This is a genomic window from Rhizobium leguminosarum bv. viciae (assembly GCF_012276115.1).
Lineage (GTDB): Bacteria > Pseudomonadota > Alphaproteobacteria > Rhizobiales > Rhizobiaceae > Rhizobium > Rhizobium leguminosarum_T.
In genome coordinates this window covers 133,285-146,116 of the sequence record NZ_WIEU01000012.1, presented here as the reverse complement: position 1 = coordinate 146,116, position 12,832 = coordinate 133,285, and the positions used below count along the sequence as shown (strand labels likewise).

Genomic DNA, 12,832 nt, shown 5'->3' with positions numbered 1-12,832 from the left:
TTTCGGCCGACATCATGCTCATTCGATTGGTGCCGGGGAGATGTCCGATGGGTCGTTCGCAATTGGAAAAACAGAAGACGCACGAGAAGATTGTCGAGATTGCGTCGAAGCGGCTGCGCGAGGAGGGGCTCGAAGGTATTGGCGTCGCCGACCTGATGAAGGAGGCCGGACTGACCGTCGGCGGCTTCTACAAGCATTTCGCCTCGCGCGCTGATCTGGTCGCCGAGGCGATCCAGTCCGCTTTCGATTCATGGGGACGCAAGCTGGAGGCCGAGGGGGTGAACCCGGCGCAGATGACGGCTGCCGATGTCGCCGATCGCTATGTCAGCGCCTATCATCGTGACAATCCCGGCGAGGGCTGCCCTTTTGCCGCGCTGACCTCCGATATATCACGCAGCGGCGAGAAGGCGCGGGGGATCGCGACGGACGGGCTCAAGCGTAATTTCGCGTCATTGGCGAGCAAGGCTGCGGGAGCGGACGAAGGGGAAAGGCGGCGCAAGGCGATCATGGCCTTCGCGATGATGGCCGGTGGCATCGGCCTTGCCAGGATTTCGTCCGATGAAGAACTCTCGGCCGAAATCTTGGCGACAGTCCGGGATTTTGTCGCCGATATCGACAAATGAAAAACGGCCGGCAAAGGCCGGCCGTTCCGCAAAGCATTTGGGAGCCGATCAGGCAGCCAGTGCGATTTCCTGGACGCGCGACTTGGCGGCGCCGATCGCCTTTTCGGCAGCTTCCGGACCAAACGCCAGGCCTTCGACATAGATGGTCTCGATATCGCTGATGCCGAGGAAGCCGAGAACCGACTTCAGGTACGGCACGGCATGGTTCAAGGCGGCGGCCGGTCCCTGCGAGTAGACGCCACCCGAGGCGAGCACCACATAGACCTTCTTGCCGGTTGCCAGCCCAACCGGGCCGCTTTCCGTGTACTTGAAGGTCAGGCCGGCGCGGGCGACGTTGTCGATCCAGGTCTTCAGCGACGAATAGATGTTGAAGTTGATGAGGCCGGTGCTGATGACGATCGTGTCGGCGGCGAGCAGTTCGTTGACAAGCTCGTCGGAGGTCTTGACGGCCGCGGCTTCCTCAGCGGTGCGGGCCTCGGCCGGCTTGCTAATTGCGCCGGTGAAGAGGTCATCGATGTGCGGCAGCGGGCTGGCGGCAAGGTCGCGGCGAACGACGACGCTGCCCGCATTCTGGCTCTTCAGTTTTTCAGCGAGATCGACGGCGATCGGCGTCGAGAGAGAATCGGCACGCGGGCTGGACGTCAGAAGCAGGATGGACGACATGGTGCATTTCCTTTCGAATGGAATTTGACGGCCCGTTGCTGGGAGGTGAGCCGCAGTCTCGATGAAGAAAATAGGTGTGGCCTGCTATCGAAAAAACGGTGATAATGTAGATCGAAACTATCGATGGAATGGATAGAAGATGCTGCCGAACCCCACTCTGGACCAATTGCAGGTGTTTCTGACCGTTGCCGAGACCGGCAGCTTCTCGGCCGCTTCGCGAGCGCTGAACCGTGCCCAATCGGTCGTGAGCTATACGATCGCCAATCTGGAGGCACAGCTCGAAGTCGCGCTTTTCGAGCGCTCCGGCGCGCGTCAGCCAAAGCTGACGGAGGCGGGCAAGGCGATGCTGGAGGATGCGCGGCGCATTCTGGGCGACCTGCAAGTTATGCGCGCGCGCGTCAAGGGCCTGAGGGAAGGGCTCGAAGCTGAGGTTTCCGTCGCCATCAGCGTCATGGTGCCTTCGCGAGCCCTGGTGGACGTCCTCCGCGAATTCCGCGAGATGTTTCCTTCCGTTTCGTTAAGCCTCAATGTCGGTGAGCTCGGAATGGTCATGGATCTCGTCCTCAGCGGCAAGGCAACGATCGGGATTGGCGGCGCGGTCGTCAAGCAGGACGATTCGATCGTCACGGAGCGTATCGGTCACTCCTTCATGTTGCCGGTTGCCGCGCGTAACCACCCGCTCGCTGCGATCAACCGGCCGCTCATGCTCGGCGACGTGCGCGAGGAAGTGCAGCTCGTCGTCACCGATGCGTCGGGACGGACGAAGGGACGCGATTTCAACGTTCTCTCCTACAAGACATGGCGCGTCAGCGATATTGCGACAAAGCACCAGCTCATCAGGGCCGGCCTTGGTTGGGGCGGCCTTCCGGCTTCCGTGATTCATGACGATCTGACGAGCGGCAGGCTCGTCCATCTCGATCTGGATGCCTACGAACAGGGAGAGTATCCGATATATTCGGTCCGTCAGCTCGCCAACCCGCCGGGACCTGCCGCCACCTGGATGATCGACGCGTTCCGCACGCGGCTTTCCGCCTGCCCGAGCCAAGTCGATTTCCATGCTCAGATAGCGGAACTGCAGGACGCCGGTACGCCGCTCGCGGCCGAATGACGAAGGCGCGGGTGCCGCGCCTTCGCTGATATTGTCTTCCGTCTAAAGAACCAGCCTGAACTTCGAGAAACCGTCGGCCCCTTCGCCGGCATCCTCGATCTTGACGCTCTTGACCTCGGCAAGGAACTGTTTCGCCTTCGGGCCGCTTTCGAAGGTCGCGGTCGTGCCCGGGAGCGGCTTGAAGGTCCAGTTTGCGTCGGCCGACGGATTGATCGTGCCCTGATCATGGATATAGCGGACGATGACGTCGCGGTTGGTATCCGGCGCCTGGAAGATCACCTTGTCCGCGGTGATCTCAGGGAAATTGCCGCCGCCGCCGGCGCGGTAGTTGTTTGAGACAACGATGAATTTCTGAGCCGGGTCGATCGGCTTGCCGTTGAAGGCAAGGTTCTGGATGCGGTTGGCGTCCGGATTGATCGGCTTGCCGGACGACTCATATTTCGGCGGCTGCGACAGGTCGATCTGGTAGGTGACGCCGTCGATCACGTCGAAATTGTAGGACGGAAAATCATTGTTGAGCAGCGCCGCATCCTTCGAGCCGGCCTCGATGTGATTGAACATGCCGGCCGACATTTCGAGCCAGTTCTTCACTTGTGCGCCAGTGATAGCAACGGCCTGCACCGTGTTCGGGTAGAGATAGAGGTCGGCGACGTTCTTGATAGCGATATCGCCGGCCGGAACATCGGTATAATAGTCGGCACCGCCGCGACCGCCAGCCTTGAAGGGGGCAGCCGCCGAAAGCACCGGCAGATCCTTGAACTGGGTGTCGGCGAGCATCTGCTTGATGTACCAGGCCTGGGCTTGGCTGACGACCTGCACCGAGGGATCGTCGGCAACCAGCGCGAAGTAGGAATAGAGCGGCGCGGATGTTTTGCCGACCGGGGTGCGGACATAGGCAAGCGTCGCCTCATGCTCGGCCTTGGCGGCCTCCACCACATCCTTCTTGTCGGCGTAGTCGGCAACCACCTTCTTCTTGTCGTCGCGGTGATAGATCGGCCGTGCTTCCGAGGTGAAATCGACGATCTTCCAGCTATTGCCGTCCTTTTCGAGCAGCAGGTCGATAAGGCCGAGATGTGAGCCCCAGAAGCCGGCCATCACGGCCGGCTTGCTGTGCAGCGTGCCCTTGACGGGGTCGGCATTGGCCACACTGTCCCAGCTCTTCGGGCCAGGGAAGACGAGATGCTGGTGGCCGGTGAAGATCGCGTCGATCCCGTCGACGGCGGCGAGATGCAGCGAGGCGTTTTCCATCTTTTCGGACGGTGCGCTGCCGTCGATGCCGGAATGCGAGAGCGCAATGACGATATCGGCGCCGGCTTCCTTCATGGCGGGAACCCAGGCCTTGGCGGCCTCGACGATGTCGCGCGTCTGCGCCTTGCCTTCGAGGTTCTTGATGTCCCAGAGCATGATCTGCGGCGGTACGAAGCCGATGAAGCCGATCTTGACGGGGCTCTCGTTACCGGCGCCATCCTTGATCTGTTTTTCCAAGATGATGTAGGGCTTGAAGAAGAGATCGTCCTGCTTCGGGTCCGAGGCGAGCTGGCCCTTGGTCAGGTTGGCGCAGACGAACGGGAAGTTTGCGCCAGCTAGGACCTTGAACATGAAGTCGAGGCCGTAGTTGAACTCGTGATTGCCGAGCGTGCCGACCGTATAGCCGAGCGTGTTCATCGCCTTGATCACCGGATGGACGTCGCCGTCCTTCATGCCGTGCTGATAGGCCATGTAGTCGCCCATCGGATTGCCCTGCAGCACGTCGCCATTGTCGATCAGCAGCGAGTTGACGGCCTCTGCGCGGATCGCGTCGATGATCGTCCCGGTGCGCGACAGGCCCATCGTGTCGTTCGGCTTGTCGGCATAATAGTCATAGGGGAAGACGTTGACGTGAATGTCGGTCGTTTCCATCAGCCTGAGATGCGCCTGGTTGGCGCTGGCGCGCGCGCTGAAAGGGTGCAGCAGCACCAGGGCGGAAGTGGCGGCAAGGCCGCCGAGCAGGGAACGGCGGCTCATTACACCAACATCGAAAATGGAAGACATGGAAACTCTCCTTCAAAGATCACGCATCGTCCGGCCCGTCAGAATTAGGACGAATTGACGACGAGTACACTGCGAAAATGACAGAACGGCAAAACAATCCAACGGGAAAGCCTCGTGGTCGTGAAATACAATTTATGGTACAGTGGTAGCGGCTGGAACCATTGGGGAGATGGGATATGAACAAGGTCGTTATCGCTTTGGTCGGAGGTTTCGGAGGCATCGCACCCAGTCTGGTCGACAAGGCGCAGGCGCTCTACAGCGGCGATGTGGAGAAATGGCTGACGACGACGGCAAACCCTTGGATCTCAGTTGCCTGCGCGCTTGCCGCCATCGTCGTCTTCTTCATTATCGGCGGCGCTATCGCGCTGATCTATCGCGAACAGCAGTTGCAGAAGGCGCTTCTTCTTGGCATCGGCGCACCGGCTCTGATCATGGCCGCTGCACAGGGGAGTGCAGCCAACCCGAGGCCGATCGAGGTCAGCTCGGCCGTCAGCCTGTTCGGCATCGTCGGCGTCGCCCGTGCTCAGGACGGCACTCGCTCCCTGCCGCCGCGGGTCGAGTTGAAGGTCAATCCTGGCTGGACGCAGGGCGAATGCCAGACCTGCGATATCAAGTTCCTCGGTGGAGACGGCCAGATCATATCAAGCGAGCCGCTCTCCAGCAGCCAGGCGCCCGGCGCGGTCAACGTGCCGCTCGGCACGGAAACGATCCTGCTGTCCGGCGCCAACGCCAATACCGCCACCGTCGACGTCAGGAACCTCGGCGCCAGGCTGCCGCAGACGCAAGGTTCAGTCACGCTCGACGTCAACGTTAATCGCAGCTACTGGAACGATCTCAGCCGGTCGTTCGGCGCCAAGGCCGTGCAGCCTTACGATTTCAGCGTCGACGTTGCCAAATGAGGCATCCGCTCGACATTGGCGGCGGCTTTGGCCAGTTGGCGTACCGCCAGCACCGGTCGCATCTCCTTGTGGAAAAAGCGGAAATAGGAGGAGATCTGCGCCCGCGCGTTCGAATTCACGTCGAACTGGATGCCGACGCGGCCATTATGCTTCCAGCGGATGATGCCTTCGAGCAGCCCGAGGTTTTCGGCCTCGATGCGCACCTTGCTGCCTGAGGCGGCATGGAGCGGCCCCTTCATCTCCAGGGCGGCACCGGTTGGCGATAGGTCGAGGATGCGGGCATCCACCTGGCTGTTCAGATATTTGACATGGCCGAAAACGCGGCAGTTTTTCCGATCAGTCTTCCGGGCCGTGATTTTCAAGTTGCGGGTCATACTGTCTCCCTTGGTATAGCGAGGGAGCATAGTGCGGGAAAATTGAAATGGTTTTAGGGGCTTGGCTAAAATTGCAGTGAAACGTCAATTGGCAGCAGTGGCCCTGCTTCCGACCACGTGCTCGCGCCAGACCGTGAAAATGCCGGCGGCAACCACGATGATCGAACCGATGATCGTGTTGAGACTGAGCGTTTCGTCATAGACCGCCATGCCGATGACCGAGGCGTAGACAAGTGACAGATAGGTCAGCGGCTGGACGGCGGCGGCATCGAGAACATCATAGGCGCGGATCAGGAAATAATGGCTGGAAATGCTGGTGACGCAGACGAGCGCCATCCAGCCCCAGTCGCCCGGCGACATCCAGCTCCAGTAGAAGGGTCCGATGAGCGTCATGGTGACGCCGCCGACGACGCCGGTATAGAAGAAGCTGGTCATCGACGAATCGTCGCGGCTGACCAGACGGGTGGCGATAACGTAGAAGGCGAAGTTGAAGCAGGAAATGACGGCGAGAAGCAGTTTCACGTCGAAAAATTCGCCTTCCGGCTTCAGGATCAGCAGCACCCCGAAAAGTCCGGCGCCGATCGCCGCCCACCGCCGCCAGCCGACCCGCTCGCCGAGGATCGGCATCGCCAGCAGCGCGATCAGGATCGGCGTCGCGGAAAAGATCGCCTGTGAACGGGCAAGACCGATCATCGCAAAACAGGTGATGGCCAGTACCACCTGAACCGCAAGCAGCACGCCGCGGGTCACCTGCAGGAGAGGGCGTTTGGTGCGGGCCGTCGCCTTGATGCCGCCGCGCATCTTCGAAGCGAGGATGATCGTGAAAAGCGCAAAGGCCCAGTAGCGGATCATCGTCACGAAGATTGGCGGATAAGCCGTCGCCAGATGTTTCGAGATGGCATCCTGCAGGGAGAAGATGGTGATCGCCAGCAGCGCGAAAATATAGCCTTGGGTCTTCGATGTCATGATTTGCCATTACTGTGTAATTTCACCCTTAAATCGATTTCGATTTAAGGGTGAAATTACACAGAAGTCTAAGGTGTTACAGCGTCCTCTGCGCGTCTGAAAAGACGCGCAGCGCTGTAGTGGGGAAACGCGTGCGCGCGACGAAAGTCTGGGCAGGCTTTCGGCAAAGATGCAAGGCCTCAAAGGCCGACATTCGGCTTGTCGATGATTTCTCTAAGCGCGAAGCTCGAATTGATCTTGACGACGTGGGGCAGAGCCGACAGCCAGTCGCGGTGGATCCGCTCATAGTCCTCCAGGTCGCGGGCGGCGACGCGCAAGATATAGTCGTATTCGCCCGACATCAGGTAGCAGACAAGCACGTTCGGGCAGAGCTTCACCGCTGCCTCGAATTCCGCCAGCGTCTTGGCGAACTGGCCGGAGAGCGAGATATGCACGATGGCGATCATCTTGTAGTCGAGCGCCTTGTGTGAAAGCCGCGCATGGTAGCCGCCGATGACGCCGCTTCTTTCCAAGATGTCGAGCCGGCGCGAACAGGCCGAAGGCGACAATCCGATCCTTTCGGCAAGTTCGGCATTGGTGATGCGGGCATTGGCCTGCAATGCCCGGAGAATCGCAAGATCGATGGTATCGAGATCAGCCATTCGAAGAACCTTCGAAGAAAAATAGGAAAGGCACAATAATCACCGAAAAATCGCGTCTTCGCAAATCGTCTTTGCAAGGACATTTCACTGCCTTGATGGTTGGATTCCTCATCTGAAAAAATCCGCGGCCGCGGAGATAAAATGAGAGGAACGCGCATGCGTGTCGGTTGCCCGAAGGAAATCAAGAATCATGAATATCGCGTCGGCCTGACGCCGGCTTCGGTGCGCGAATATGTTGCCCACGGCCACGAGGTCTGGGTGGAGACCAAAGCGGGCGTCGGTATCGGCGCTGATGATGCCGCCTATGCCGCGGCCGGCGCCAAGATCGCCGCCTCCGCCAAGGATATCTTCGAAAAGTGCGACATGATCGTCAAGGTGAAGGAGCCGCAGCCCGCCGAATGGGCGCAGCTCCGTGACGGCCAGCTTCTCTACACCTATCTGCACCTGGCGCCGGATCCCGAACAGACCAAAGGCCTCATCGCCTCCGGCGTCACCGCGATCGCCTATGAGACGGTGACCGACGAACGCGGTGGCCTGCCGTTGCTGGCGCCGATGTCGGAGGTCGCCGGACGCCTGTCGATCCAGGCAGGAGCGACCGCCCTGCAGAAGGCCAATGGCGGCCTCGGCGTCCTGCTCGGCGGCGTGCCCGGCGTGCTGCCGGCCAAGGTCGCGGTCATCGGCGGCGGCGTCGTCGGCCTGCATGCTGCCAGGATGGCTGCCGGCCTTGGCGCCGATGTCAGCATCCTCGACAAGTCGCTGCCGCGCCTGCGCCAGCTCGACGATATCTTCGCAGGCCGCATCCACACGCGTTATTCCAGCATCCAGGCGCTGGAGGAGGAAGTCTTCTCGGCCGATCTCATTATCGGCGCCGTACTGATCCCGGGTGCAGCCGCTCCGAAGCTCGTCACCCGCGAGATGCTGTCCGGCATGAAGAAGGGCTCCGTCATCGTTGACGTCGCCATCGACCAGGGCGGCTGCTTCGAGACCTCGCATGCGACGACCCATTCCGATCCGACCTATGAAGTCGACGGCGTCGTGCATTATTGCGTTGCCAACATGCCGGGCGCCGTGCCGGTCACCTCGGCGCACGCGCTGAACAATGCCACATTGGTTCATGGCCTGGCGCTTGCCGATCGCGGCCTGCGCGCCATCGCCGAAGACAGGCATCTGAGGAACGGCCTCAACGTGCACAAGGGCCGCATCACCAGCAAGCCGGTCGCCGACGCGCTGGGCTACGAAGCCTTCGCGCCGGAAAGCGTGCTGAACGTAGCGTAAGCTAGCTTACTCATGGTTAGGCGCCGGTCTCCATCAGGGCCGGCGCTTTTACCTTGTCGATCCGGCATTGGAAGCAGTTGTTGCGCGCTGAGCGTACATGCACATAGGCGATATCGGGCCGTTCCAGCAGCTTCTCGCCATAGGCCGGGATATCGGCGATGGCAGTCACCGCACCGGTGCCGTAGACGATGCGGTTGTTCTCGCTATAGCCGCGGACGATGAAGTCACGGCTCGTCGTCAGCACCGGCGGCATGATCTCTTCGGCGGCATAGCGTGCGCAACGCTGCTTGTGCAGGAAGACCGGGCCGGTTTCGGCATAGGGCTGCAGCTCGGGGAAGGGCCGGTAGGCGAAGACCAGCAACGCCTCGCCGGCATCGATATTTTCGAGGCAATGGCGGCAGGGATGACCGGGACCATCGGAAACGATCGTCTCGGGCAGCCTGTCATAGGCGTCGCGGCCGCCGTTCCAGAGGTATTCGGCGTCGGTCGTCGGCATGGCGACAAAACGAATGGCGGTCATGGCAAATCTCCTTTGTGATTGCCATGAATTGCACCTGGACGAACGCGCAAGCCACCCGTTTCTTGCCTGCATCTGGATATGAGATCGCCGAAGAGCGAAAAGCGGCCTATCTTCTGTCCGTACTCTGTAAGGCGAAAGGAAAAACCCTTGGCCGACGTTGATCTCGCGCTGCTGGCGCAACAGAATGTGGAAATACTGGAAGAGCTTAAGGCTCTGCGCAAGGAAGTGGCGGAACTGAAGGAACAATCGGGCCGCACGCTCGATTTCAAGCGCCGCAACGACCCGCGCCGTCCGAACAGTCTGACGCGACGTTAACCAGCTCTGCCCACGTCAGGAAGGCATCCGTCAGCTTTTCCGCGCAAGCTCCAGAAGCTCCTTGTCGCTGAGCGGCCGGACGATGCCGGTGCCGGTCGAAACGGGGGAGAAGCCGTACATCTGGTAGAGCTGCAGCGCACGCGGATGGTCGAGATTATTGGTGGTGGTGGTGACCCGCTTCGGATTGAGCGACCAGATAGCATAGAGCGCCTGCAGCAGGAACCATTTGCCGATGCCGAGACCAAGTGCATGTTCGATCAGGCCGAAATGGCTGAGCTCGATCATATCCTCGTCTTCGCAGAAATATTCGTAGAAGCCGGCGGGCGCGCCGTTCACATAGAGAACGCTGATATTGTTGCGCTTGTCGTTCAGCGTTTCGGCAAGCTGCTCGTCGCTCATGCGCAACCGGTCCACCCATTGCCAGCGCGCGCCCACCTGCCGGTAGAGATAGCGGTAGAAGGGCAATGGGATCTCGGGCGCGCGCATGATCGCCGTCTGGATATTGACGGGCACCGGCATGCTCGCCTTCGGCGGCGCCGTCATTTCGAGCCGGGTGATGTGAGCTTTCAGCGAAGCGGGCGTCTTCCCCATGGCGGTCAGGCTTTGACCGGCGTCGGCGGACCGGTGACGATGGGCGTATCGTCACGGCTGCCCCATTCGCTCCAAGAGCCGTCATAAAGCTTGTTGTCGTTGTGGCCGAGCGATTCCAGCGCCAGCGTGATGATCGCGGCGGTAATTCCCGAGCCGCAGGAGGTGACGACAGGCTTGGACAGATCGATGCCGGCATCCTCGACCGTCTGCCTGAGTTCGGGCAGCGACTTGAACCGGCCCTGGTTGGCAAAGACGCCGGAGGGCAGGCTGCGGGCACCAGGCATATGGCCGGAGCGCATGCCGGCGCGCGGTTCGGGCTCGACGGCGGCGAAGCGGCCGGCGCTGCGGGCATCGGCAATCTGCATCGCACCGCTGGAGACGATGTCGCGCATCGTATCGAGCCTCACCACGCGGCTCTCGTCGAAGTCAGGCGTGAAGGTCGCCGGCGCAGGATTGGGCGCTTCGGTTTCAAGCGGACGGCCTTCGGCCTTCCAGCCGTCGAGACCGCCATCGAGCACGAAGACATTTTTCGCGCCCATCACCCGGAACAGCCACCATACGCGCGGCGAGGCGAACAGGCCGATACCGTCATAGACGACGATCCGATCATTCTCGCTGATGCCGAGCCGGCCGACTTCGGCGGCGAAATAATCGGGCGAGGGGATCGTGTGCGGCAGCGACGTCGAATGGTCGGCGATCTTGTCCTGATCGAAGCGGATAGCGCCGGGAATATGGCCGGCTGCATATTCGGCATCGGCATCGCGCTTCTGCGCCGGCAGATAGAAGGAGGCGTCCACCACGCGCAGGTCAGCTTTGCCGAGCTCGGACTGCAGCCAGTCGGCCGAAACGACGAAACGGCTCTTGGTCTCACTCATTATGGTCTCCCTTGATGGTCAGGCTTCGTCGCCGGGCGTGCCGAAGCGGATGCGGAAGCGCCGGTTCTCTTTGCCCTTCTTCTCGATCTTGGCGATATGGATCCGGCCGACTTCCTGAGTCTCGGAGACATGTGTGCCGCCGCAGGGCTGGCTGTCAATCGAGGAGTTCTCGCCGATGCAGACGAGGCTGACGCGCCCAAGGCCCATCGGTGGGCGCACGTTCTTCGATTTGACGATATCGGGATTGGCCACAAGCTCCTCGTCGGTGATCCATTGCAGAGTGACCGGATGGTTCTGCTCGACCAGTTCCATCAGCTTGGCCGTCACCGCGTCCTTGTCGATCGTCTCGATCATGTCGAAGTCGACGCGGCTTTCCTCCTCGCCGACCGCAGCCCCGGTAATCGGATAGGAGCAGACGACGGAAAGCAGGTGGCAGGCCGTGTGCATGCGCATCAGCCTGTAGCGGCGCGGCCAGTCGACATGCAGCACCAGCGTCTCGCCGACCACGGGCCGTGGCGCACCTTCGAGCGGCACGTGGATGATGACATCCTTGCTCGGACCATGTTTCGTCTGGCCGAGCGCGATCTTGCTGCCGTCGGCGCGTTCGAGCAGGCCGGTGTCACCAGGTTGGCCGCCTGATGTCGCATAGAAGCAGGTCTGGTCCAGTTCGATGCCCCCGTCTTCGTGAACGGCGGTGACGACCGCCTCGCACGTCGAGAGATAGAAGTCGTCACGATAGAGGGCATTGACGGGCATGGGGTCTCACACGGGCTCGTAGGGAACGTGGATATCGGGCGACTTGGCCATCCAGCCCGGAACGGGCAGTCCCTTCGACGTTAGGAAATCCGGGTTGAAGAGTTTTGACTGATAGCGGTTGCCGTAATCGCAGAGAATCGTCACCACAGTGTGACCAGGTCCGAGATCCCGGGCGAGGTTGACCGCGCCGGCAATGTTGATCGCCGTCGATCCGCCGAGGCAGAGGCCCTCGTTCTCGACGAGGTCGAAGAGATAAGGAAGCGCTTCGGCATCGGGGATCCGATAGGCATAGTCAGGCGTGAAGCCCTCGAGATTGGCGGTGATGCGGCCCTGGCCGATGCCCTCGGTGATCGAGGATCCCTCGGATTTCAGCGCGCCGTTCTGGTAGAATTCATAGAGTGCGGCGCCGTCGGGATCGGCGATGCCGATCTTGACGTCTGCCTTGAAAGCCTTGAGGCCGGCAGCCACGCCTGCCAGCGTGCCGCCGGAGCCGACCGAGCAGATAAAGCCGTCGACTTTGCCGTCGGTGTCTTGCCATATTTCTTTTGCCGTCGTTTCGACATGCGCCTGGCGGTTGGCGACGTTGTCGAACTGGTTTGCCCAGATCGCCCCGTTCGGCTCGGTCTTCGCCAGCTGCTCTGCCAGCCGCCCGGACACCTTCACGTAGTTGTTCGGGTTCTTGTAGGGAACGGCGGGCACTTCGACGAGTTCGGCGCCGAGCAGCTTCAGCGCGTCTTTCTTTTCCTGGCTCTGCGTTTCCGGGATGACGATGACGGTGCGATAACCGAGCGCCTTGGCGACCAGCGTCAAGCCGATGCCGGTATTGCCGGCCGTACCCTCGACGATGACGCCGCCCGGGCGAAGCAACCCCTTCCGCTCTGCGTCGCGGATGATGTAGAGCGCGGCGCGATCCTTGACCGACTGGCCGGGGTTCAGGAACTCCGCCTTGCCGAGAATGGTGCAGCCGGTCATTTCTGAGGCGCCCTTGAGTTTGATCAGGGGCGTGTTGCCGATGGCTTCGAGGACGGAGGGGTGGAAGGTCATGGAATCTGCCTCTATTCGAACTCTTACTTTAGGAACGGTCTTTTCCCTTCACAAGGCTGAGTTGGCAAGAAATGCTATTCCACGCCTCTGTCGGACACGATAAAATTTGCTTTCCTTTCCCTGAAATGACGCATGGCCCGCAATCCCGCCG

At 61.0% G+C, this 12,832-nt stretch carries 15 protein-coding genes; 5 read left to right on the top strand and 10 right to left on the bottom strand.

Going from position 1 to position 12,832, the window contains the following annotated elements; all coding sequences use genetic code 11:
• Positions 1–47 precede the first annotated feature (47 nt).
• Complete coding sequence (locus GFM02_RS21215; RefSeq protein WP_168322674.1) at positions 48–623, top strand: TetR/AcrR family transcriptional regulator; 576 nt, start codon at positions 48–50, stop codon at positions 621–623.
• Between the two features lie 48 nt (positions 624–671).
• On the opposite strand, the gene GFM02_RS21210 is transcribed toward GFM02_RS21215, so the two are convergent.
• Positions 672–1,286, bottom strand: a complete 615-nt coding sequence (locus GFM02_RS21210) for an FMN-dependent NADH-azoreductase (RefSeq protein WP_168322673.1) — start codon at positions 1,284–1,286, stop codon at positions 672–674.
• Positions 1,287–1,425: 139 nt separating this feature from the next.
• Here GFM02_RS21210 and GFM02_RS21205 point away from each other — a divergent pair, with 139 nt between their 5' ends.
• Positions 1,426–2,394, top strand: a complete 969-nt coding sequence (locus GFM02_RS21205; RefSeq protein WP_168322672.1) for a LysR family transcriptional regulator — start codon at positions 1,426–1,428, stop codon at positions 2,392–2,394.
• A 42-nt stretch (positions 2,395–2,436) separates the two neighbouring features.
• Here the strand turns inward: GFM02_RS21205 and GFM02_RS21200 are convergent, their stop codons facing one another.
• Positions 2,437–4,425 (bottom strand): bifunctional 2',3'-cyclic-nucleotide 2'-phosphodiesterase/3'-nucleotidase, encoded by a 1,989-nt coding sequence (locus tag GFM02_RS21200; RefSeq protein WP_168322671.1) that lies wholly within the window; start codon positions 4,423–4,425, stop codon positions 2,437–2,439.
• Between the two features lie 176 nt (positions 4,426–4,601).
• Here GFM02_RS21200 and GFM02_RS21195 point away from each other — a divergent pair, with 176 nt between their 5' ends.
• Entirely contained in the window at positions 4,602–5,324 is a 723-nt protein-coding gene (locus GFM02_RS21195; RefSeq protein ID WP_168322670.1) for a hypothetical protein, read from the top strand.
• Here the strand turns inward: GFM02_RS21195 and GFM02_RS21190 are convergent.
• The 3 genes from GFM02_RS21190 to GFM02_RS21180 form a co-directional block, all read right to left on the bottom strand.
• Entirely contained in the window at positions 5,294–5,698 is a 405-nt protein-coding gene (locus tag GFM02_RS21190; RefSeq protein ID WP_168270765.1) for a PilZ domain-containing protein, read from the bottom strand. The two genes, GFM02_RS21195 and GFM02_RS21190, sit on opposite strands and share 31 nt — an antisense overlap.
• Before the next feature lie 84 nt (positions 5,699–5,782).
• The gene (locus GFM02_RS21185; protein ID WP_020049624.1) at positions 5,783–6,664 is read right to left on the bottom strand and encodes a DMT family transporter; all 882 of its coding nucleotides are present in this window, start codon (positions 6,662–6,664) and stop codon (positions 5,783–5,785) included.
• 179 nt (positions 6,665–6,843) lie between these two features.
• Positions 6,844–7,305: an Lrp/AsnC family transcriptional regulator gene (locus GFM02_RS21180; RefSeq protein WP_003538804.1), complete on the bottom strand. Its 462-nt coding sequence runs from the start codon at positions 7,303–7,305 to the stop codon at positions 6,844–6,846.
• 156 nt (positions 7,306–7,461) lie between these two features.
• Between GFM02_RS21180 and ald the strand changes: the two genes are divergently transcribed.
• Positions 7,462–8,580 carry an alanine dehydrogenase gene (gene ald, locus GFM02_RS21175; protein WP_018481271.1) on the top strand — a complete coding sequence of 373 codons (1,119 nt, stop codon included), beginning with the start codon at positions 7,462–7,464 and terminating at the stop codon, positions 8,578–8,580.
• Between the two features lie 16 nt (positions 8,581–8,596).
• On the opposite strand, the gene GFM02_RS21170 is transcribed toward ald, so the two are convergent.
• Positions 8,597–9,100 carry a DUF1203 domain-containing protein gene (locus GFM02_RS21170; protein ID WP_168322669.1) on the bottom strand — a complete coding sequence of 168 codons (504 nt, stop codon included), beginning with the start codon at positions 9,098–9,100 and terminating at the stop codon, positions 8,597–8,599.
• Positions 9,101–9,178: 78 nt separating this feature from the next.
• On the opposite strand from GFM02_RS21170, the gene GFM02_RS21165 reads away from it, so the two are divergent.
• Positions 9,179–9,415, top strand: coding sequence for a hypothetical protein (locus GFM02_RS21165; RefSeq protein ID WP_168322668.1), 237 nt, complete (start codon positions 9,179–9,181; stop codon positions 9,413–9,415).
• A gap of 30 nt (positions 9,416–9,445) precedes the next feature.
• Here the strand turns inward: GFM02_RS21165 and GFM02_RS21160 are convergent, their stop codons facing one another.
• Genes GFM02_RS21160 through GFM02_RS21145 form a run of 4 tightly spaced genes read right to left on the bottom strand, consistent with a single transcriptional unit; the run spans position 9,446 to position 12,681 of the window.
• Positions 9,446–10,006, bottom strand: coding sequence for a GNAT family N-acetyltransferase (locus tag GFM02_RS21160; protein WP_020049628.1), 561 nt, complete (start codon positions 10,004–10,006; stop codon positions 9,446–9,448).
• A 5-nt stretch (positions 10,007–10,011) separates the two neighbouring features.
• Positions 10,012–10,881, bottom strand: coding sequence for a 3-mercaptopyruvate sulfurtransferase (gene sseA / locus GFM02_RS21155; RefSeq protein ID WP_168322667.1), 870 nt, complete (start codon positions 10,879–10,881; stop codon positions 10,012–10,014).
• Between the two features lie 18 nt (positions 10,882–10,899).
• Complete coding sequence (locus GFM02_RS21150; RefSeq protein ID WP_168322666.1) at positions 10,900–11,637, bottom strand: alanyl-tRNA editing protein; 738 nt, start codon at positions 11,635–11,637, stop codon at positions 10,900–10,902.
• 6 nt (positions 11,638–11,643) lie between these two features.
• Entirely contained in the window at positions 11,644–12,681 is a 1,038-nt protein-coding gene (locus tag GFM02_RS21145; protein WP_168302831.1) for a cysteine synthase A, read from the bottom strand.
• Between the last annotated feature and the right edge of the window lie 151 nt (positions 12,682–12,832).